At 37.5% G+C, this 25,526-nt stretch carries 8 protein-coding genes; all 8 read right to left on the reverse strand.

From position 1 onward, the window contains the following. Window positions 1–325: GNAT family N-acetyltransferase (locus GJU43_RS08125; protein WP_154340276.1), on the reverse strand; the 325-nt coding region annotated here is incomplete at its 3' end. A 137-nt stretch (window positions 326–462) separates the two neighbouring features. Then, complete coding sequence (locus tag GJU43_RS08130; RefSeq protein ID WP_154340277.1) at window positions 463–1,068, reverse strand: hypothetical protein; 606 nt, start codon at window positions 1,066–1,068, stop codon at window positions 463–465. Window positions 1,069–1,070: 2 nt separating this feature from the next. Next, the gene (locus GJU43_RS08135; RefSeq protein WP_154340278.1) at window positions 1,071–1,499 is read right to left on the reverse strand and encodes a hypothetical protein; all 429 of its coding nucleotides are present in this window, start codon (window positions 1,497–1,499) and stop codon (window positions 1,071–1,073) included. Window positions 1,500–1,725: 226 nt separating this feature from the next. After that, a complete protein-coding gene (locus GJU43_RS08140) occupies window positions 1,726–2,697 on the reverse strand; it encodes a DUF4837 family protein (protein ID WP_154340279.1) in 972 nt (323 codons plus the stop codon). A 46-nt stretch (window positions 2,698–2,743) separates the two neighbouring features. After that, on the reverse strand, window positions 2,744–4,573 hold the full coding sequence (locus tag GJU43_RS08145; RefSeq protein WP_154340280.1) for a LysM peptidoglycan-binding domain-containing protein: 1,830 nt from the start codon (window positions 4,571–4,573) through the stop codon (window positions 2,744–2,746). Window positions 4,574–4,682: 109 nt separating this feature from the next. Beyond that, entirely contained in the window at window positions 4,683–5,870 is a 1,188-nt protein-coding gene (gene pgk / locus GJU43_RS08150; protein WP_154340281.1) for a phosphoglycerate kinase, read from the reverse strand. A gap of 217 nt (window positions 5,871–6,087) precedes the next feature. Next, window positions 6,088–7,065: a type IX secretion system membrane protein PorP/SprF gene (locus tag GJU43_RS08155; protein ID WP_229655024.1), complete on the reverse strand. Its 978-nt coding sequence runs from the start codon at window positions 7,063–7,065 to the stop codon at window positions 6,088–6,090. A 43-nt stretch (window positions 7,066–7,108) separates the two neighbouring features. Continuing rightward, a complete protein-coding gene (locus GJU43_RS08160) occupies window positions 7,109–25,447 on the reverse strand; it encodes a T9SS type B sorting domain-containing protein (RefSeq protein WP_195760029.1) in 18,339 nt (6,112 codons plus the stop codon). Window positions 25,448–25,526: the final 79 nt, after the last annotated feature.

The raw sequence follows: 25,526 nt of genomic DNA on the forward strand, positions 1-25,526 counted from the left end.
CTTTACCAAAATTTGATTTTATACCTGCAATGGCTTCCCGCATCAGATCATGACCCCACTTTTTATCGCGATAATTGGCATCTACGACCACTCTCCCGATTGACGCATGATCGAAAGTGATACCGGCATCAAACAAACGTGAATACGCAACAATTTTACCGTCAAATTCACCGATCAGGTGTAATGCAAGTTTGTCTTTGCCGTCAAGATCCAAATAAACACAATTTTGCTCTACGACAAAGATCTCACTTCTGACTTTGAGCAAATCATATAACTCATGTACGGTTAAGGCCTCAAAAGACTTTATTTTCCATTTTAATTCCATTTAGCTTTTGTTTGTTGTTTTGGGTTTATTGTTTTGTTGTCTTAATTTGCTTAAAGCAAAATTACACTAAATATTATCAAATAGAAATCCCGATTGCAGTTTGCAACCGGGATTTATTATGAAGCTTGAAAAAAAAATTATCCTACCACTCTTCCTAAAGTAAATTTACAACTTTCAGGATATGCACTTCCATTATCCATCCAGAGCTTAAATTGCATATTGTTGAATAAATCACATGGCGTAATTGTAAAATCTTTGATTTCAATTTCTCGATTTAAAACTTTAGGAACTATCTCATTAATAAACCAAGAGTTATGAGTTATCAAAAGCGATTTTTCTAAACCAGTGACAGCCAGTGGTGACAAAAGCAATTCCATAAGCTCTTTGTCATCTTGATAATTTTCAGCAAATTCCTTAAAATTATATTGAGATGCTCCCGAATTGTCGATACAATTTACAAAGTCAGACAATGTTGGAATAAACCTATTGAGATAATCCGGTAAAATATGATCTTGCTCGCAAAGGTCTTTTACATTTACCACTTTATTATCACTGTTGATTATTGTATGGCCAAAAATGGGGACAATTACTCTTTTAATTCCCCACATCGTATGCAAAATTCTATGTCTGTTATCGCTGCACAGTTCTTTAGTGCTATCCATTAAGTCATGGATTTTAAGATAATCATCGATCACACCACCGCGTTTTCGAACTGATATTTGAGAATGTATAACTGAATTCATCTTTAAAATTCTCCTAATTCTGATTCTTCCAAATTAAAATCATCCGGATTCAATACAACATCATCTTGGTACTCTACAATATCATGAAATGTTATATTTAAAATTTCATAAATCTTTTTAGCTTGTTCGGCTGAAATAACATCAGGAAAATCAAAATAATACTTGTCTTCGATCTTTATATTGAATTCGGAACTAAAAAAGTCTTCAAACTTCTGATATACTTCATCATAATTGTCATTATAAAAAAAGAAATCTACTACGTTCATTCCTCCAAAATTTTGAATTGAAAGAATATCCTGTTTTACTTTTTCATTTTTTGCTTCATCCAAATTATTAAAAGAACCTACTATACTTCCTATTTCCCCTTCTGCTGATTCAAAAGCTTCATCAGTGTAAAAAAAACCTTTTTTATGAATTACAAATTTTGCCATCTCTATTGAACATTTAATATATTATTTTATGTATTTTCCTTATCTGCATTACACCGTAAGGTTTTCTTTTAGAAATACAAAAATAGTAAAAAAGCTACAAATATTAAAAAAAGTAAGAAATTTAGAAAAAATATCGATATCAAGTTGCAACCGGGATTTTTATCAGATCTTAAAAATTATCTTATTTTTTCTTCATGACAATTTCCATGCTTTTTATATGCTAACCCTATCTTTTCTCCACTTTAACCGATTTGATTATCGCTTCCAGTTCTAACATCAGATCCCGTTCCTGGTAGGACGGGGAATAACAGAATCCTTCAATGACCAGAATTCGATTGTAAGCCTCATCAATAATGGCATAATTAATAAAGGGGCCAGTCATAAAATCATTTCTTAATTCCCAGGTTCCCTTGGTTTCGAATGTCTTTTTACCGTCAAGTTCGGTAATTGAAAAATAAGGCGCATACGCTTCTCCGGTAATCATTTGTGTGTTGGGTTCACGGCCTTTTATATAGCGCCCTACAGAATCCCTCATCTGAACGATACTTTCCACCACATTAGATCCCTGTTTTAGCTTTTGCAGCGGTATCTGATAAATAAGCAGACTTGTATTGCCACTGATAATCTCTTTTTTGAGCCAGATAAAGTTCTTTTTATGAAGCATGTATTCATACCCCGACGGAATCTGTAAATTGATATGAAATTTGTTCTTAATGACTGCCGGATTCAGTAATGATTTTCCATTGTCCTGTTGGATTTTCTGAATTTCGGAGTCGCGAATTACCTTAATAATCTGAGCGGAATTAAATTCGATACTGCAGATAATATCATCGATTGATTTGGCATAAATTCGAAATGTATTGTGAGGCAGTGATTTAGAATTGTGTTTGATTTCAAACTTGTCCGCTGCTGTTTTTTTGACCACAATGATACTGCGGCTGTCGGTCACAAATCCCTCCAGGAGTTTGGCGGGATACTGGTTGATGGTAAACAAAGGTTCTTCCTGTGTAAGTCCGAGAACCGGAGAGGCAAATTTATTTCGAATACTGTCGCCTACTTCGCCATACCATAACTGGTCGTCTATGATAATCGATATGGTATTTGTTTTGCCGGATACGGGCTGTTCCTGTTTTTCGCCTTTAAAACAAGAAACAAACAGACACGAAAGTATAAGGCATAAAAAATGGGTTTTATTCATTTTTATAATTTATGAAATAAAACCCAAATTTAGTTAAGATTTTTTATTATCCGTTTATTTTAAGTTTCATTCCCGGTTTTAAATCATCATCTTTAATACCATTCCACTTTTTAATATCTGAAATCGTAACTCCAGGGTATTTTTTGGAAATGCTGTATAATGAATCTCCTTTTTTCACATAATAATCTTCACCAAGCTTTTTAGCTGATACTCCTTTTTTCTTAAATGAATCTATTGAATTTGAAGCAATAGCTGTCGTTTCGGTTGTTGTTTCTTCAACAACAGGAGCGTTTTTAGAAACTATCAATGTTTTTCCTAAACCAATATTGTTTGAAGTCAGATTATTTAACTCTTTCAGGTCAGCAATAGTCGTACCGAATTTTTTAGCAATACTTCCTAAATTATCTCCGGATGCAACCGTATATTCCTGAGAAGGTGCAGCAGTTTTTTCTTTGTTGTCCGCAACTGCAATGGCTTCTTCAGCTGATTTTTTATCGATTAACGGTGCTTTAAGCTCTTTCGGGCCTTTAACAATCGAATCGTTAGACTTAATTTTCAATGTTTTACCAAGAGCAAGTGAGTTGGTTTTAAGATTGTTCCATTTCTTTAAGTCCAGAATAGAAACATCGTACTTATCTGCTATAGTTCCTAAGTTATCCCCTTTACGAACTTTGTAAAACTGAATGTCTTCGGCACTTTTCTCAAGTTTTGCTTTTGCTTTAGGTGAAACCTTCAAAGCCAGTTGTTTAGGAAGTCCTTTAAATTCAGACTGATGTTTTACGTAAGCGTAAATTTTATCTTCATTGGAAACAAATGTGGCGATTTTATCTTTCGGTAAACGCAGGTAGTGTTCTTCGTTTTGATAAAACGGAATTACGTTTAGTTTGTATGAAGGATTTAAAAGTTGAATTTGTGATTGTGGCATGTCTAACAAATCAGCAATTTGTTTGAATGACATTTGAGATTTAACCTGAACAGTGTCGGTCTCGAAATTCTTAAGAACTGCTCTTTCCGGATTGATTCCGTGTTCTTTATGATATTCAAAAAGATACATTGTGGCTAAAAAAGCAGGAACATACCCCTGAGTTTCTTTTGGAAGATGGTTTCGAATGTCCCAGTATTTTGTTTTTCCTCCTGAACGGCGAATGGCTTTGCTTACATTTCCCGGACCTGAGTTATAAGAGGCTAAAACAAGTTCCCAATCTCCAAAAATATTGAACATTTTGGTCATGTATTGTGAACAGGCTGCTGTAGCTTTGAGCGGATCGCTGCGTTCGTCAATGTATGAATCGATTTTAAGAGCGTATTGTTTTCCGGTTCCGTACATAAACTGCCAGAGACCGGTGGCGCCCATTTTAGAAACTGCTTTAGGGTTTAAAGCAGATTCTACAACGGCTAGATATTTAATTTCAAGAGGAACATTCTGTTTTGCAAAAGCATCCTCAAAAATTGGAAAATAATATTCTGATAAAGACATTAAGCGTGAGAACGACTTTTTTCGATTCTTAAGAAACGATTTTATAATGTTCTCAAGGCCCTGATTGTATTCAATTTCAAAAGGTGATTTCTCATTCATGGCCTGAAGTCGCTGTTTGAGCAACTCGGTTGGCAGTTCTTCATCTACAGAAACATCTGAATTGATGGTTTGAATGTCTTTGGTCAAATCATCGTAGATGTCAAGGCTTACGAGTTCGTTCATCCAGAGACTGTCTACACAGGTAGCCATATTGTCTTTTTTGAAAGAATTCTTTACCGAATCCAGGTACGATAGTTTTACTTCAGGTTTAATTTGAACCTCTGAACTTGACACATCTTGTGCAAACGCAGCGATCGAAAAAAAAACGGAAACCACTAAGGAAATTTTTCTTACAATCATATAACATTTTATTAAAATCCTATAATTCAAACAATTACAAGGATTGTATTTTTACAAACTTAAGACCTTTGTGGAAGAAAAATATCAAAAAAAATGTTAATTGTGATATTTAGTCTAAAATCGCAGCGATTCCAGGCAGTACTTTTCCTTCCAGCATTTCAAGCATAGCACCTCCACCTGTGGACACATAACTCATTTTATGTTCGAAGCCAAATTGCTTCACAGCAGCAACAGAATCACCACCACCCACTAATGAGAAAGCCCCGTTTTGTGTGGCCTCAGCGATATAATCACCAAGAGCAATTGTTCCTTTGGCGAAGGACTCCATTTCGAAAACTCCTAATGGACCATTCCATAAAATCGTTTTAGATTCCAAGATTACTTTCTTGAAATTTTCCAAAGATTTAGGACCTGCGTCAAGACCTTGCCATCCGTCAGGAATTTCTCTCACATCAACAATTTTGGTATTGGCTGTATTTGAAAAATCATCTGCTGCCACTACATCAACAGGAATGTGAACCTGTACTCCTTTTTCTTTGGCTAATCTTAAAATTTCAAGTGCCAGTTCCTGTTTATCATCTTCACAGATTGATTCACCAATTTTACCACCCTGTGCTTTAATGAATGTAAAAGTCATACCGCCACCGATGATCATGTGATCTACTTTGTCAAGAATATTTTCGATAACCGTGATTTTAGAAGATACTTTAGATCCTCCTAGAACTGCTGTAACCGGTTTTTCGCTATTTTTAAGTACTTTATTTAAACTTTCTATTTCTTTTGCCAACAAGGTTCCAAAACATTTTTCAGTTGGGAAAAATTGAGCAATAATAGTAGTTGAAGCATGCGCTCTGTGTGCCGTTCCGAAAGCGTCGTTTACGTAGATGTCTCCAAGTGAAGCCAATTCTTTTGCAAAAGCAACATCTCCGGCTTCTTCTTCAGCATGAAAACGTAAATTTTCCAATAATAAAACTTCTCCCGGTTTAAGCTCTTTTGCCGCAGTCTGAGCTGGTTCTCCCACACAATCAGCAGCAAATTTAACTTCTGCTCCTAAAATTTCTGAAGCTGTTTTTAAAATATGTTTTAATGAATATTTTTCTTCAACCCCTTTTGGTCTTCCTAAATGCGACATTAAAATCACGCTTCCTCCTTGTGCCAGAATAGCATCAATAGTCGGTTTAGCGGCTTCGATACGCGTAGCATCCGTTACCTTAAAATTTTCATCCAGCGGTACATTAAAGTCAACACGGATAATTGCTTTTTTATTTTTAAAATCGAAATCGTTTAAAGTTTTCATTTGATAAATTTTTAATTTTTTTGAAAGAATAACAAATATAGAACTTTTAGAGTAGTATTAAATTTGAAAAAAGCAAAAATAACGGATCAATAACAACGAAAACGTTGTAAATTAGGAAAAAAAACAAATTAATGGCAAAAATTGAAAAGGCTTTTGCTCTTTAATAATAAAAGCTTACTGTATCAATCAACCGTAAGCTTTTATTATAAAGGTATTATTAATCATGAACCGGACTTTGCGTACAAGGACAGTTACTGATTGAACCTAAGAAATCGAAACCAATAGTAATTGAGTGTGTACCGGTATTGTAGCTTCCAAGATCGTTGAACATTACCTGATATGAATAGGCGAAGTAAAATTTAGACTTCATAAAACCAAGCATTGGCCCAAGCGATAATGGTTTTGGAAACTGATCATTTAAGAAACGGTAAGAAACACCGACCCAGTAGTAATCTTCGTAACGGTTAAAGCGTCTGTACTTAAAGTTGAAATCGGTTGTAGAACGCTGATCACTTGCAAAATACTGGTAGAATACAGATGGTTCGTATTCGATACGGCTATTTTCACCATCTTTAAAAACATATCCGGTATATACCTGATAATTAGAAAGTAACTCCGGTTCTATTCCTTTAAATTTGTCCACGTTTTTCTTTAAAACGTTATTCGCATTAAAACTGATATAAAAGCTTCTGTTACGATACAATCCACTAATATCGAAGTTATTGTTTGAATTGTTACGATCCCCCAACAAAGCCGGGTTAAGAGTCACAGGCTCATTTGAATTATTCGTGAAATTCTCTGTTAAGATTCGAAACGTATTAAAGTTATACGAAATACCTAATGAAAGATATTGTTTTGAAGTATAATCTAAAATAAGGTGGTGCGCAAAGGAAACTTTAGCACCGGTTTGTCTTGTATTACCATTACTATCGTTGTACAATGATATACCCACACCAGAACGATCCAGCACGCGAAAATCGGCGTACACAGACTGGTTATCAGGAGCATCTTTTATTCCAACCCACTGCGTTAGACCATTGGCTCTAATTCGGAGATTATCACCAATACCAGCATAAGCAGGTGAGAGTATAAAAGGATTATCGGCCAAATATTGTGTAAACACCGGTAGGTTTAGCTCTTGGCTGTAACTTGTTGTTACAGCCATGAGTACTAAGGATAAAATAATTTTTTTCATTGTAATAATTTTTTTAGATAACATCATCGGGGCTATAATTTTGTTATCTGTATAAAGTGAAATGTCCAACAAACTCTCTTGCATCTTTCTCGTCATTTAGTTTAAGAACATACCAGTAATCACCTGTTGGTAATTCGGCACCGTTGTATCTACCATCCCATTTCTGACCTACATGATATTTGGCAATTACTCTTCCATATCTGTCGAAAATATCGAAAGTCAGGTTTTTGTATGCCAGTGCACCACAATCAGGACCAATCTGATCATTACGTCCGTCACCATCCGGTGTAAAGTAATTCGGCAGACAGAAGTCGTAGAATGTACCATGTACTATAGTTCTGTACTCACAACCATTCTGATCTCTTACCACTACGCTATAGTCACCTGTTTTGTAGATTCTGTAAGTATCTGATGATGTAAATCCTTCGTCATTGAAATTGTATTCGTAAGCCGGTACACCACCAGAAGCTTTCACCTGGATAATATTCAGGTCTTTATTAACTGTTGCCGTAACGTCTATTAAATTCAATGGAGCAACAGCATCAATACGAACGGTATTCGTCATTCTTGTACAACCTTCCAGAACTACTTCTACGCTATAATTACCAGTAGGAAGGTTTCTAAATATCGGGTTACCGGTTTGGGTAATTCCTTTAGATACTCCATCTTCGAATAAAGTATAAACGATAGTCGCTTTTCTGGTATCATCGATACTTGAATCAACTTCAACCGTAATGTTATTTACCGGGAGATCATTCTCACAATCGTAATTTGCCTGCGCGATCGGATTTAATTTAACCGGATCCGGTAATTTAAGGAATACCTCATTGGTACATTCGTTAAGATCTTTGACTATTACATGATATTCAATTCCACCAGAAAGACCTTGGAAACTAAATGTATTGGCATCAACATCGGGTGCTCTGAAATCTATTGTAACACCATCTCCAGTTATACTGGCCATATAAGGTCCTACACCACCTGTAACTTCCACAAATGCAACTCCGTCTTTATCGCCGAAACAATATTCCGGAATTTGTGAACTTACAATTTCAGCAACTTCTAATGCGTCCGGTTGCTTCACTTCATCTTCGTAATCACGGAAACATCCGTTTGCATCCTGAACTCTTATGGTATAAATACCAGGTTTTAAGTTATCGAAAACATTTGAATCAAAGAACTGTTCAAGGTTTGGATGCAATGCATATACATATCTGCCTGTTCCTCCTGTTGCATTAACTGTAATTTTACCATTACTGAATCCGTTACACTTGACATTTTCTACAGCTAATGTTGCAGACAATTCAGTATCCGGTTGTGTAATTTCGATTATCTCGAAAGGCTGCTCACAATCCAGGCTTTTTACTGTCACACGGTATTTACCTACAGCAAGTTCTGTAAATTCACCCGGTGTCAATTGTGTCGGAGCCGGAGTAATTGCATTACCATTCACATCTGTTAAAATGTAAACATAATTACCTAAACCTCCTTTTGCAATAGCCGTAATAGATCCGGATACAGATCCTCTACATTGAATATCCTGATGTTCGTATACTTCCAATGTAATTGCAGGAACTGGTGAGAATTCAACAGTAACTTCAGCTGCAGTTTTACAATCATTTGAATCTTTTACAAAATACTTGTACGTTACATTTGCCGTCGTTTTTGGTAAATCAATCTGCACTTGTGATACAAATGATGTTGGGTTATAAGTAGTTCCATCCGTACTATAGAAATAAGGACCTGTTCCACCTGTAGCTTTAAGGATAATTCTTGGCGTAATGGCACAAGTTTCTGTTCTGTCTATAGCTATAGTTGCTTCCACTTCATTCGGTTGGTCAACTTTAACCGTGTTAGAGGTACCCACACACGTCCAGTCATCAGAAACAGTAACAAAATAAGTTCCTGCGCCTAAATCTGCAAATACTTTATCCGGTTGGGCATCTCTGGTCATTACTGTACCGTTTGCCAAAGTTCCGTGTAAGGTATAGGTGTAGTTTCCTGATCCGCCTGTAATTGTGTTTACCGTTAACGTAGCATCTGTGTCATCATAACAAAGCAGTTTTGTTTTATCTAAACCAACTGTTACATCAATTGGTTTTGGAGCATCTAACTGAATTGGTGCTGACACCTCACAACCGTTAATGTCTTTCACAAATACCACATAGGATCCAACTGCTAAATTTTCGAAAACATTTACAGTAGAATATGGTACAGTCTTATCTCCTTCTAATTTATATTGGTATTCACCTGGCCATCCACCGGTTGCTGATACAGAAATAATACCATCATTTCCGCCGTTTGCACAAGTAATTTGTTTTACACTTGGTTCAATTACCAATTGCGTTGTCGGACCTTCAATACTAAATTCAGTCGTAACGGTACAGAATGGTGACTTAATGAGCGTAGCTACTACCGTGTACTTACCTCTAATCAGATTAGAAAGTTTTAGTTCCGGTGATACTGTAGTACCACTTTGTTGTGCACCTGATTCATGCGTGATAACATAACTGAAGATATCTGCTTCATCTGCTGGTACAATTTCATCTACCAATGTTAAAGTAGCGCTTCCGTCTGTATCACTGTAGCAAACAAGATTTTTAACCTCTGAAGCTATAATTCTGAATGTATTAGGCTCATTAACGATATGGAATTTTTCGATGCTACATCCTGTTATAGGATTAGTTACTACAATTTTGTACTGACCTACTTTTAATCCTGTAAACAATCCTGTAGAACTAGCTGTAACCGGATATATTGATCCGTCAGCCAATACGCCTTCAATCGTGTACGTCAAAGTTGGTAAAGAACCTGTTGTGCCAATTGCAGTAACCTGAATGGACTCGTCGTCTTTACAAGTTATTTTAGTAACATCAATTTTTAAATCCTTAATATCTGCATATGGATTAATAATCACACTGTTAGACTGACCCTGACAGCTGTTACTGTCATAAACCGTTACAGTATAGGTTCCGCCTAAATAATCAAATTCAGTATACGTATTTCTATCGTCTTTCTGAACAGATTTACCATCTCTGAAAAATTCATAGATTAAGTAATTCCCTGAACCTCCTGTAACAGAACCCGGAGCAACGGTGATCGTTGCATTGATTGAAGCATTGCTACCTGTATTACAAACATATTGTGTAACATTCGGTAAACCTACCGCTATTACAGCTGGCTCTGCAACAGTAATTGTTGCTGTATCTGAACAACCTCTTCCTGATAATACAGTTACGGTATAAAGTCCGTAAGGTAAATCATAGAAAACAGGTGTGTCCTGAGCTGGTCTCGGCGTAAATCCTGCCGGTCCTGTTAAACTATATTTGTAAACAGGGTTATTGTTTGATGTTGCAATGGCTACAGTGATTGTACCATTAGAACCACCGTTACAAGAAACAGCTGTAGGAGTTAAAATAATTCCGGTTACATCTGTTGGTTTTTCGATTTCGATATCAAACTCTTTTTCACATAATGTAACGACATCTCTTACCTTAAATTTGTATGCAGCCGGAGCAAGGTTTTTAAACACAGGAGTAACCTGGCTTGTAGCCCAATTGTCTTTTGTATATACATAACTGTTAGCTGGTAAAACCGTACCCCCTGCAGCATGTAAAGTAATTTCTCCTGTTGCTGTGTTACAATTTGACATTACCGTTATTTCTCCACTTAATGTAAGCGGTTCTAAAACAGTAACCGGTGCAGCAGCTGTTGTCGTACATTGATTTGCATCTTGTACTGTAACGGTATATTGTCCCGGAGAGTAAACGATAAAGAAATTATCTGTTGTAAACGGTCCGTTGTCTAAACTATATTGTAAAGTTCCAACTCCGGTTGCCGTAACATCAATTCTATATCCTAAAGCGCTGGCACATTGGCTCGCTACTTTTACATCCGTAATGGTTGGTTTAGGATCTAGTGAAACATTTACTGTTACATGATCGTAACAACCGTTCGCATCTTTCACATACACATCCCAGGCATCGAATAATGGGAACACTTGTGTAGTGACAATTGTTTTTGTCGGAGATGGTGTATACACTAAAAGTGCTGTACTTGTTCCCGCAGGAGCAAATGCATACGTATATCCAGGAGTACCACCAACAATTGTTGAAGGATCTACCGTCAATACTGCACCGTCATTGTTACAGTTTTGGTTTACATTGTCCACTTTTAAACCTGCCAGGCTTAATACTGGTGGTTGTGTAATATCGACAGGGTTTGAATCAACTGTACATTCAGGGTAAGCTGTCTGTGTAATTCTAACTGTATAATTACTTCCAAAAGGAAGTCCCGCAATTGTAAACGGATTACCTGTTGTAGCATTTCCTGTTCCAGAAGCACCCGCTACTGCATTGTTTGCAGCATCGTAAACCTGATACGTAAATGCACCCGCGTAATTGGTAATGCTCACTGTGATTTCTGCATCGCTGAAACCATTACAGCTTACCATTTGAGAGGCTGTTGCAATCACTTTCATTGTATTGAATAACGGAACGTTATATACATTAGAAAGGATGAAACAATCTGTCGTTTTATCAGTTACTTTAAACTGATAGAAATGACCTGCATCCGGTGCTGTATAGTTAAATGTATTTCCTGTTACCGGAATAGCTGAAGCGAACAGAATACCATCTTTATAAACATCGTATTCAAAGTTAGCCGGAACAGATCCGCCTGCGATAACGACGTTAATAATTTCTCCTGCATTCTTACAATCTGCTTTAGTATCTAAAGTAGCTGTAGCAGAAATCAATTTAGGGAATGGGTTGATCGGAACCTGAACAGAAGCGATACAGCCATTACCATCTTTAACATAGTAGACTGGATTTTGAACTGATCCGTTATCTATCACATTAAATGTATTTGTGGTTTGCCAGTTTGTTCCGTTGTCACTATAGGTATAATCTGTAACCAGGTTAGTTCCTTTTCCACCTGTACCTGTAACCGTAACAACAGTTGCATTTAGGGTGTTTGTTCCTGAACAAGTATATGGCGAAGCTAAAGCTGCAGCCACAACCGGAGTTGGAGGGTTAATAATAACGGTATCCGTAGCAGGACAATCTCTTCCTGATTTTACAGTAACGGTATACGTACCTGCAATTAAATCTTTGAATAGAGGATTGTTCACCTGACTAACCGGTAATCCGCCAGCCGGAATTGTGCGCTGAATCGTAAAGGTGTAATCCGGATTGTTGTTAGACGCTGGTAAATTAAATAAAATAGAACCATCGCCTATAGTTCCCTGAGTTCCTGAACAACTTGGTGAAGTTGGTGTCGCAGTAAACACAACCGGAGTTGGATCTACCATTACTACAGCAGGAATCGGATATGCACAACCTCTTGAATCGTATACTGTAAATACATAACTACCTGCAGCTGTTACGGTGTAATCAGAGAAAGCAGGGTTGGTAAATGCTACTGGTGCAGAAGCTCCGCCTCCATTTATATTTACTGTATAAGTGTAAGCAGGATATCCGCCAACAGCACTTATTCTAATTGTTCCGTCTGGAGTTGCACCGGCACAATAAAGGTCTTTTTTGTTTTCTGCAGAAGCAAAAAGCTGACCATTGATTTTAGTTGTTATAGCATCTGTACAACCAAATTTATCTCTAACCGTAATGGTATAATCACCAGGTTTCAGATTTGTAAATGAACCTCCAAGCTGCCAGTTTGTACCATCAATACTAAATTCGTATGGTGTTACAGGATGTGGCGTACCTACAGAAGTAGCACTTACATTGATTGTTGTTGTATTATCATTTACATAACAGTAGTTAGAAGCGTCGATTGCGATTGTTGGTTTAACCGGAGCCGTCAAATTAAACGAATCTGTTACTTCACAACCATTACTGTCTTTTACAGAAATGTTGTAGGTACCTACTACAGTAAGACCAGCAAAAATTCCATCTGTATTTGTTTTAACCGTTGCGCCCTGAGTTAAAGTGTACGTATAATCACCCCAACCGTCATGACCCACAACTGTTACCTCTCCAAAAGTAGTACAACCTAGTGGTGTAACCACTTTTGTAACAGATAGTGGTGCAGGTGGTGCAGTAATGTCAAATCCTAATGGCAATGCCATAGAACAGCCTGTTACGTCATCATATACCGTAAGCGTATGGTTACCGCTTGACAATCCTGTTAAATTGATTGTTGACGCTGTTAAATTATTTACAGCTGGATTTGCATCTAATATATAGTGGTATGTTCCCGGAGCAGCTGAGCCAAAACCTGACACGAAGAAAGTAGCTTTCCCGTCTGTAGCCGTAGCACAAGTTATTCCTGTTGTGGATTGCTCCACTACATTGATTTTGATTACATCTTTTATGGTATAAGGTGCCTGATCTTTACAGTTTCTAGAATCCGTTACTTCAAAAATATAGTCACCAGCAGGCAAAGCTGTGAAAAGACCAGAGCTTAAACCTGATATATTTCCTGCCTGTGCAACCGGTGAAATGATTTTATAAGTAGAAGTTCCAATACCCTTGGTACTTACCACCTGAACATCACTTGTCGTTGCCACACATGTAATAGTAGTTTGCGTAAATGCTGGTTCATTAAATACCGGCGGATCTAATTTAAGAATATCCACAGTACCTGATTTAGAACAGCCATTTGCATCTCTCACACTGAATGGAATATTCAGCTGATCGCTTCCTGTATCTATAACATTGTACGTCGTCTTAGTACTGAAATCACTACCATTAAAACTATATTCGATGGTTCCTGTACCTCCACTTGCAGATAAAACAACCTGAGCGTCTACTCCTACATTACCAGGACCACAAGTTAGTGGTGTAATAACCGGAGCAATAAAATTAACCTCTGTTGGTTCCCCTAAAGTTACCGTACTGGATACTTCGCAACCTAAATTATCTTTTACAATAAACGGATAAGCTGTTGCACTTGCAGTAGCTGTATACGTATCATTTGTAGAGAATCCCAGATTATTGAAATTATAAGTATAAGGTCCTTGTCCTCCTGTTGCCGATAATACAATAGTACCTGTACCACCAAAACATAATGGTTGTATCGTTTTTGCATCTGGTACAATTGGTACAATAGGATCAATTGTTACAGGGTTTGTACTAATAGGACAACCGTTTACATCAGTAATTCTGAAGATATAAGTATCTGCAGCTCCCGAAGGCACTGTATAATCGAAAGATGTTACTCCGGCAACAACAGTTGTCGCAGGCGTAAATGTAACGAAACCGGCAATTCCTTTTTTAACTTCATACGTGTAAGCAGGTGTACCGTCTTTAACTTCAACATGAATGACAGCATCTTCCACTACAGTTCCCGTAACCGAACAAGCTAGTACTTTTCCAATAGATGCTATTGCAGATGGCGTTGCATTTATGTTTAGATTAGTCGGAAGTGCCTGAGAACAGTTGTTTTTGTCTATCACTACAAAAGTATGTGGTCCTGAATTAAGACCGGAAGCAGTATAAGTTAGTCCAGTAACCGGAACCGGAGTACCGTTATCAACACTTATTTTATATGGACCCATTGTAGGTACTGGATCTGTGATATCAACAGTAACTTCAAATGCGCCTTCTCCTGCACAAAAAGTAGTAAAGTCTACGTTAAATACCGGAAGAGGATCCTGAATAACTTTAACGGTTGCACTTGTAATACAGTTGTTTGCATCTTTAACCCATACCAAATAATCTCCTGAATTAACAAAGAATGTATTGGTACTATGGATCGGTAAGAATGATGCAGCTGTTGGTTTTGGATCATCAGCGTCACCAATTGCTCCTGTATCTGTAATTATTTGGTATAAATATGAACCTGCACCACCTTTACCCTGAGCGGTAACAATACCGGCGTTTGGATTACAATTGGCATTTCCAAGTGATGATGCCAATAAGGTTAATGGTGTTGTGGATTCTTTTATTTCGAACATTGTTGAAGCAGACTGACATCCGTCAATAGTTCCGCCTCTTTCTGTGAATACAATATAATATCTTCCCGGTACTAAAGTTCCAGGATACGTTATAGTAAATGGCGCCGCTACCGGTGCATTCAATAATGGACTCATCACAGCATTATCCTGATCTCTGAAAATCTGATAATCTACAGAAGTTGTCGTGGCGTGTTGTCCTGTAATAGTAAAGGTTACTTTACCATCACCAAGTCCTTTACAAGTAACATTCTGAGGCGCTGGAGTACCTACCAGCGTAGAAGCTGATGGAATTGGTCCGGCTGCAGATTTTAAGAAGTAACAGTTTGTAGTTAAATCATGTACCACAAATGTATACGTAACACCAGGAATCAGAGGGTTAAATGTTTTAACATTTCCACCTACTACATCCGGTCCTGTATAATTATTTGAATAGGGTGGTGTATTAAATTCTAATATACCAAATTCATAGTTTCCACTACCTACCGATGCAACAGCCGTAACAGTTGCAGTTCCGCCTGTTGTACAGGTAGAAGGCGTAGTTGTAACATCAATCACCAGGTCATTTGGCGGAGAAGCCATAACCTCTTTCTTTTCTACAGAACAGCTATTAACATCCCTAACTTCTACAGTATAGATACCAAAATCAATAATATCAAACTTATGATCTTCTCTTGCAGTTGTTGTATAAGAAGCTGTATAGCCAAAATTATTACTAATATGGTACGTGTATTGTCCTGTTCCACCATTAGCATTTACCACTGTGATTGAACCTAAAGTTGAACCCGGAGGTGTTGAAGACGGATCACATTCAATATTAGCCACAACCGTACCGAAAGTAATAGGATCCGGTGCGATAACAAAAGCCTGAGCAGTTCCTGTTCCTATACAACCTTTCGCATCACGAACCTGATAAGTATATCCTAAACCAGCTCCCGGTGCTCCCGGTAAATCTGTAAAATAACCGGAATCATTGCTCGTTACCCAATTATCAATAGTATACGTAAACGGACCAACTCCACCTGAAGTTACCGTCACTTTTATAGTTCCTTCTTTAGATAAGGTACATAATGTTCCTGTTGCTACAGCACTTACCACTGGTGGTATTGGTGCAGTAACTGTAACCGGAACTGTACTTTCTGCAGAACATCCGTCAGAAGTAACCTGGAAATAATAATTTCCGGCTCCTGCAGCTGACATATTGAATACATTACCCGGTAAGGCAACGTAAGTTCCTCCTGTACCTAATTTATACCAGTAAGTATATGCAGTACCTCCGCCTACGGCTGATAAGGTAACTTGTGCATCTGTAGTGGTAAATGGCGGAACGGCTGTACAGGTAACATCTTTTTCAGATTTCACTGTAAGCTTTAATTGATTGTTAATAGTTAAAGGGAAAACGGCAGATATACATCCGTTGGCATCTTTAACCGTTAAATTATAAATACCCGGACCGGAAATAGTTTTAGTTGGGTTTGAAGAGTAAACTCCATTCACACCATAAGCTATTGTTGAACCTGTGAAAACAGTTCCTGACATCACGATGGTAAGAGAACCTCCTTTGTAACACGTTACCGGTATTGGGTCAACGGTTGGTACTGCATCTCTCACTACTGTAAATGATGTCGTGGCAGGACAACCTTTTGCGTCTCTTACAAATACATTGAAAGTTTCTCCGTCTACAAGAGTATTTCTTGAGAAAACTCCTGTTGTGTTATAATCTGCCGGGTAAACCGGTGCCGGAGTTCCTGCTTTTGCAGAAACAACAGCATAATATAAGGTACCTGTACCACCTGTAGCAGTTACAGTAATCGCTGTATTTGGTTTGTCACAATACACTTTTGTACCTGATGCCGCAGTAATGGTAACTGCACTTGGGTTGGCAAGGTCTACAAAAGCGGTATTATTACATTTTGTTGTTGGGTTTGTAACCGTAATGGTATACGTTGTTCCTCCAGGTAGATTAGTGAACGTAACCACATTACCTGCCTGAGATCCGCCTGTAATAGTGGTTCCAGCTGTATTTTTCAGCACATATGTAAATCCTGCTGAGTTACCTCCAACATTGAATTTAATAGATCCGTCTGAAGCATTATTACAAGATACTGCAGAAACCAAACTACCGCTTACGGTAATTGGAACTACATTATCAATGGTATAATCTCCATCTCTTATACAACCGTTATCATCTGTAATTCTAAAGAAGTACTTCCCTGGAGCTAAATTGGTAAAGGTATAATCCTGAGCATTAATACCTGTTACAACTGGAGTTGCCGGAGCAATTGCAGCCGTTGTACTCGTGATTTCAAATTTAAATGGCGCTACACCGTTAGTAACGGTAACTTTTAAATCTGTATCCAGTTGAGTAGCGTCACAGCTAATAACATTTGCCTGTGCAAAAGCTAAAGCCGTTGGCGGGTTTAATGTATTTATTGTAGCAGATGCTGGTGCCGTACAGCCATTTTTATCTATTACTGTAATACTTACAAGACCCGGAGTGCTTGTTGTAAATGTATTTGAATCTACATAACCGTTCCCGTCTCCGTAATCATATTTATATTTTCCTCCTGTAAACGGAGTTCCATTAATTGCTGTTACTGTAATAGTAGCCGCTTGTGGAGCATTTCCAGTTCCACATTTTACTTTTGTTGCTAAAGCTGAAGCTGTCAATGCAATAGCAGGCTCTGTAATGGTAACCGATACCGGTGCAGAAGTACAACTTTTAGCATCTGTAACTGTAACAGAATAAGTTCCGGCTTTGATACCTGTAAATACATTATTCGTTTGTGTAATTACAGCCCCTGTTGTTGGCGCAGTTGGCGTTAATACATAGGTATACGTTCCTGCAGTCGGGTTTGTTGTTACCGTAACAGTACCTGTAGCATCTCCTTTACATTTTACATGAGCCGGAGTGGCAGCAGTTACTACTGGTTTTACAATAGCATTTATTTTTTGACTTACAACGGTAGTACAATTTTTACTGTCTGTAATTTCAAAATAATAAGTAGCAGCACTAGGAGCCGGATATGTAAACGAAGTCTGTCCGGCTGCAAGTGTTGTATAACCGCCTGTAAATGGCGCACCTGTCGTATTTACTCTGTATTTATAGTCCGGATAACCCGCTGTAATATTATAAACCCTGATGGTCGCACCTGGCGTAGCAAGAGAACAATCTAAATCTTTGTCTAAAGTAATGCTTGCTGCTATTGGCGAAGCAATAGTTGTTGCAGGTAAATTAATAAAACAACCTGTAGAAGTATCTGTAACTTTAATAATATAACTTCCCGGGATTAATCCTGTGAATGTTCCGTTATTCTGGGTTACACTTCCAAGTGTATAAGTATAATTAGGCGCTGCATTAGGCGTTACCTTTATAGTAGCTCCTGAAGCACTTGAACAAAAATCTGATGTAACAGTATCTATACTGGCCACCGGATTAACTTTAGGATTAATCGTGAAATTTTGGGTTTTAGTACAGCCATTTAAGTCTGTTACTACCACTTTATAATCTCCCGCTGCTAATCCAGTAAAAGTATTAGTCGTTTGATTCACAACAGCTCCTGCCGGAGTTACCGGAGTCAATTCGTAATTTTTATATGGTTTCCAGCCACCTACTGCATTTATGACAGCCTGACCTAAACCGTTACAAGTAACATGAGTTAATGTAGGAGCGTTTAAAGCTAAAGCTGCAGCCGGAGCCAAAATCGTTACGGTCTGTTGTGCAGAACACGTAGTAGAAGTATTCGTTACTGTAATCGTGTGTAAACCAGGACTCAATGCTGATACCGGAATATCAAAAGAAGTTCCTGCTGCAGGAGATGTTCCTGTTACAGCCGTTCTTGTATCAACTACATAAGAATAATTAGTACCATTACCCAATCCTGTAACTGTAAATATCGCACTACCGTTGGTATCACCAAAACATACGATATCAATTTGAGATTTAAATGTTACTGCAATAGTTGGTAATGCAGGTATAAATATAGTTTCTTCGAATTTACAATTGTTCGCGTCTTTTACTTCAAATTTATAAGAAACGCCAGCCGCTAAACCTGTAAACGTAGTAGTAGTCTGGTAAGCACCAACCGTTGGTAAAAGCATTCTGTACTGTAAGCCTGCCGTTGGTAAAAGTACACCAGCTGCATTCTTCACATCTGAAATGGTTACAGTAGCCGTATTACTTGGACAGGTTACTTTCGAAGGAGTAAGCGTCATTGCTGCCGGTGGGTTCAATTTAGTAATTGTTCCCGCTGGTATTGTAACAGAACAACTTTTCGAATCTGTAATTGTAACCGTGTAAACACCTTCTGTACTTAAATTATTAAATACAAGTGTTCCTTGTGGTCCGGCATATTTAACACCGTCTTTCAATAAAGTATACTGGTAAGAACCATTTCCTCCACTAACTCCTGAAACTGTAATTGTTGCAGGATTATCACAATTGTATAAAGGCGCCATGGTAGCAGTACCTTTAATTACATCCGGTTGGAAAACTTTAAACGAATAGGATTGCTCACACTTTTGTGCATCCTGAACAATATAAGTATAAGTCGTTCCTGCAATAGAACCGGCTAATGATCCGTAAGTAGTGGTAGAGGTAAAAGCACCTGCACCATTAAACTGATATTTAAACGGAGCTACTCCTGTTAATGGTGTAATCGTAACGGTTCCGTCAGCGGCACCATTACAAGATACATTGGTAACTTGTTCTTTTGCAGTTACGGCAATTTTAGAATTAACGATTGCGTCAACCTTAAATGGACAATTTTTTACATCTGTAATTTCAAAAGTATAGGTTCCTGCAGTGCTTGTTGAATAGGTAAATTTAGGACCTGCAATACTGCCACTGGTAAATAATGTCGTGGCACCTTTTTTAACCACATATTTATATGGCGCATAACCTCCTGAAATAGAAACTTCTATAACTGCATTTGGCGAAGTGGTATCGCAACTTAATGGAGTAGTCGTTAGTGCATTTGCTGTTAATTTACCTTCAATTTTCTGGCTTACAGCTGTAGCATCACATTTGTTGCTGGTATCTGTAATCAAAAAGTCATAGGTTCCTGTTGCAGTTGCCGTATACGTAAATGTAGTTGCTGTAAAAGTAACACTTGGATTACTATATCCGGCTCCGTTTACATTTACCTGATAATAGAATGGACCGGTACCTTTAGTAATATTAACTGTAATCAGAGCACTGGTATCGTCAAAACATAAACCTGTATTAGAAACAATCGTTGCTTCCGGTTTAACAGGGTTATCAATAACTAAATCTATATTTTTGGTACTTGGACATCCATTACCATCAGTTCCTGAAACCGTATAACTTCCTGGTGCAATACCTGTTATCGTTCCACCATTAACAGGGAACGTTTGGGTAAACGGTGAATTTTTGTCCTTAAGTATTAATGTATATGGTCCGGCACCTCCCTGTGCACTTGCTGTAACTGTTGCCGCAGCACCACTTGGTGTACATAAAGCCACACTTGCATTTGCTTGTAAGACAAAAGCAGTAGGTTCTGTAATTTTTGTCGGAATAGGAATAATACATGGAGTTCCTGGTGCTGGTGCAGCCGGATTATCGTATCGAACATTAACATTATAATTCCCCGCTTTGTTTGAAATTGTCACTGGCGAAACTTTTGAGTTTAACCAGTTAGCACCTCCATCTATAGAATAATAGAATCCATTATTAGTATCAAAGTTTTTAACAACAATATCAAAAGAACCGTTACCACCATTACAATTTGCCTGAACAGATTTTTCAACCGTTGCAGAAAAAGCGTTACCAAGTGGCACTGTAAAATCAACGAATATATCTTTCGCACATGTTTTTGGTAATTGATAAACAGTAATATCATCAATAGCCACATCGTTTCCACTTGTTTCTTTTACGTTTGAACGGACAATAAATTTTAAATTAGTATTAGCTCCCGGATCAAGAGTCATAACCGTTTTAGGATAAACTTCCCATTTTTCAGATTTAGGTATTGAACCTGTATTAAACCCTGAAATCTCAACGCCCGCTGCGTTAACCAATGCAACCCTAAGATTTGGGTCCGCTTGGTTATTGTTTTTATTTAGCAGGTTCATTGCAAAAAACTCGAAATTAATCGGCTGGTTCGGAATAATATCCTTAATGTCTTTTTGGTATAAAATCGCCGTCACCGGAATTTGATCTCCAATATTAACCACTAAACATCTTCCCTTAGCAGTCGCCGGAACAGTTGGAGGTGTATGATCACCCGGTTGTATCCATGCTCCGAAAGGCTGTACAATCTTTGCCGTAACAGAATAATCACCGTCATTGATTTCTATAGCTCCTCTACATTGAGTTGCTGCTACTTGTCTTTCAAAACAATAATAGGTACTATTAATTCCGGGAGACTGAACATCATCACCATAACCAAAATCTTCTTTTAATAAAATACTGTATGTAGGAACATTTGTAAGTTTATACTCTACCCTAACTTTATGAGGTCCCGCAGATACATTAGGGAAAACATTTGTAGGATTATTGGTATTTGCAACGGTACTTGGCAATAAATAATAGTTGAAGCTATAATTGGCTGCGCCCGGATTTTTAACCGTTACCGTACTTGTTGCAGACCCGTCACAATTAAATGTTACAGGATTATCAACATCAATAACGGGTGCTACCGGTTGAGGATCCAAAACAATACCTGTCATTGGATAAATACAATCAACAGCATCTTTTATATAAAAAGTATAAGGTGTTACTCTCGGATTTACGTAAGCAAAATTATCTTTAATCCAGGTGGTGCCTCCATCAAAACTGTATCTGTATAAGTCTGGAGCGGCAAAAGGAGTTCCTCCCTGGGGGTTTGTAATTCTAACCAATCCCTGGTTTTCAAAACCAGTAGGTCCACAACCGGACAAAGCTGCAACTCCCGCTGAAGCACTCAATCGGGATTCCGGTCCGGTAATTTCTACTATTTTAACGGCATCGAAACAATCTTCAGTACCATATGTATATTTTACGATTACATTATATTTAGCCGGAGCTAAATTGGTAGTTGGTAACGTTGTATACGCCCCACCATTCACATTATAAGAAACGCTGTAACCTGAATCTGCTGGCGTAACTGTCATCGAAATTTCACCTTTCTCACCATAACATTTACCATTTTTCGGGGTTATTGTTACTGTTGGTCTCGGTGTGTCAACAACTGTTATTGTTGGTATTGTAAATTTACAACCTGCATAATCTGTTACTATAATATCATATTTACCACCATTAGTTAGTGGTCTGACTACAGTAATTACAGGATTAGATCCTGTATCAACTCCATTTACATTATAATTATATTTGGCAGGACTGGAGTTAGGAATTGGAGTTCCACCCGAAGCAGTAATGGTAATTTCACCATTTCCACAAGCTAATGATTTCGTAACTTGTGCGGTAGCCTTTAATGTTTTATCGAATACCTCGACTGTTTTCATTGCGAAACATCCATTATTCGCAGGAAGTACTAAACTATTATTAGCATACACTTCAACATCATATTTTCCGGGAGCTACTGCAAAATCTTTATAATTAGGAGAGGTGATTTTTCCTGAATTTGCTACAATTGTATTTGTTCCGGCATTTTTTATTATAAACTGATAATCTCCGGGAACACCAGCTGCACTAGCTCTGATAGAACCACCAACTGATCCACAAATAGCGTCGGTAGCGACTACCTCAGGATTGAATGTAGCTTGCAAAATTGTTACTTTAATAGTAAAAGGACATGAAGCAGTTTCTGTGGTGGGCGCGGTTTGTTTTACAGTAATTACGTAATCACCAGGATTCAGATTATCAAATACATTTGAAGTTTGAAAATTAGTTCCGTCTTTACTATAGGTATAACCTGTATTGGGTAACGGGTTTGTAACCGTTATTTTTCCGGGTGTTGAACAAATTGCGTCGTCTTTTTTAACCTTTACTTCTAAAGGATTCTGGAAAACACTAAAATAAAACGTGTTCACACAGTTGTTACCATAACTCACAATCACTCTAAAGGCCCCGGATTTATTTGCCGTAAAATTTGGTCCGTCAGGTGCTGCCTGTGCCCAGTTTACAGCATCTTCATACGCACAACTTGCAGGAAACCCTGAAGGAGGTACGTCTGTAGAAACCTGCCATTTAATACTGGTTGCTCCGGCAATATTAGTCTGGATTTCTTTGGTGTCATTTAAACCACATAAGAAAATCTTTGGAAATTCCTTATTATCGTTGGCACATAGATAAGGTCTCTTTGTTGCGGGATCGATATTACTCGCATAAGGACTAACCGGATTATCATTGGCACCTTTTGCGTAATCTTCAACAGTATACGTCTGAAGAATACCTTTACAATCCGGATTACCTCCGGTTTGTACCGTGTAAATTCCTGCTTTTGTAACTGTAATTTGTTGTGTCGTTCCAACTACTTTTCCAGACTCATCTTTCCACTCGTAAGTAGTATACCCATTGGCAGCTTTTAGTATCGCGCTACCACAAAGTGATACTTTTCTTTGAAACAAACAATCATCTATACCAACCAAAAAGTTTGTTGAAGTAGGATCACCAACAATACAACCTGTATTAAAGGAATAACTTCCATCACCATATGGCTGCCCATTGTTTGTTGGATTTTGATCTCCAAAATATTGTGAGGTTGCCGTATTTTTTATTAAATTAGAACAAGCATCAACCAACTCATTACAATCAGAAACTACTCTGACTCTGAATTTTAATGTATATGTTGAACCTGATTTCTTAACTAAATCATCATCAACTTTAAATATAATTGTTCTTGTTGCCGGTGTATAAGAAACAAATGTAATACCAGCATCTTTATAAAGTATATCTGCTGCCGAATTAAAAATTACATTTTGAGGTAATACATCTGTAATAGTAAAATTCTTAGCATTGTCATTTCCCTGATTTCTGAAACCAATTTCATAACGTAATTCCTGACCTAAACTTACTGGTGCGGCTGAAGCATCATATTCTGTTACACCATCAGCGCGCAGCGCTTTTACAACTTTTGTTAATACAATTTTCGGTTCAATAATATCAACCGCAAAAGTCGTCACAAATGCACCATAACCATCGTCGGAAGTTGTTAGTTGAAGAGTAGCCCCGGTCTCGTTATTTGGAATAACAGCATTCTTGTCGTTTTTAACAATAACATTGTCAATATCGAATCCCATTGTGTTCTTACTTTTAGGATTTCGATCCAGAAAATGGGCATCATTATTTGAAATTGTAGCGTTAAAGAAATTTCCAACAGGATTAATATCGTCCCATATTGTTGTAAATCCTGCTACACTATTAGACTTAATTTGAAAATTATCGCCTGTCAACTGATTGTCCCCTTCTAAGGCACCAACCCCAATTTTAGCATTTACCTGAAAACCTACAGGCAATGTCTTAAAACCATTTACAGCATATGAAACTACTTTTAAACCACCCGGATCAACTCCTGCGTAACCATCAAAAACAGAAATAAATTTACTTGGTAAACTTGGACTTTCATAAATTACAACAAGTGTCCATCCACCAGCTCCACCACCGTTACGTTTACCTCTGGCAGCTCTTACATTTGCTACGGTATATTCACCATCGGCATCCAATTGTCCAGCGGTATTTTTTACCCCCTGTAAAAGTGTAGTTACGTCTTTAAAACAAACGTAAGGAGAGTCTTTAAAAGAATCAGAAACGTTTGGTCCATTCTTTTTATAACCATTAAAAATTACTTCTTTTACATCCGTTTTACTTGCTGTTAGCTTCTGATAAGTTCCATTAGGGACTTTAAATAGTACCGTATTCCAATCTTCATATCGAAGAGATCCATCATATTTTGTACCTGTATTAGTACTTCTCTCATACGGATAAATCGCAGACCAATACAATCCGGCAAAAACAATGCTCTTACAGGAATTATTAATAAGCAATTTGGCTGAGGTAGAATTATAAGTATCCGGATCAGAATCTATGTCGGTATATTCTACGTAATAATTATTATTATTACCCGGAGCATCAAAATCTTTATTGGCTTCAGTTGTTAAAGCTGGTAAATTAGTTACATCACCTGTATACAAAACACCATTAACTGGTTTTGCCGGACTAAAATCTGCAGGATTTTCATCTTTTCCAGGCGGAAAAGGTTTTATACGATCATTTACTTTGTTAATAACCGTATTACCAATTAAAATAATATCACCTTTAACTTTTACGCTTCCATTGGCAAGCCTGGATGAAAATGGCGTTCCAATCTGTGCATTGACAGAACCAAAACAGCACAACAATAAGAAAATAAACATGTTCTTATTGTGAATTGCTCTTACAAATAAAGGCTGCAATTGTGCATCAAAAAGTGAAGCATTACGCTTTTCAAACTGATTTTGAATATCAGAAACGATGTTTTTAATAAAAGTAAAAACAGTTTTTACTGATTTAAAAGTAGTAGGTTTTTCCATAGTCATCTTTTTGTTTACTTACACTTCATTGTCTAAGGGGCATTAGAAAATAAAATTATTAGTATTCTAAAATATTTAT

It is taken from the genome of Flavobacterium sp. LC2016-23, assembly GCF_009674775.1.
In the GTDB taxonomy this organism is placed as follows: domain Bacteria; phylum Bacteroidota; class Bacteroidia; order Flavobacteriales; family Flavobacteriaceae; genus Flavobacterium.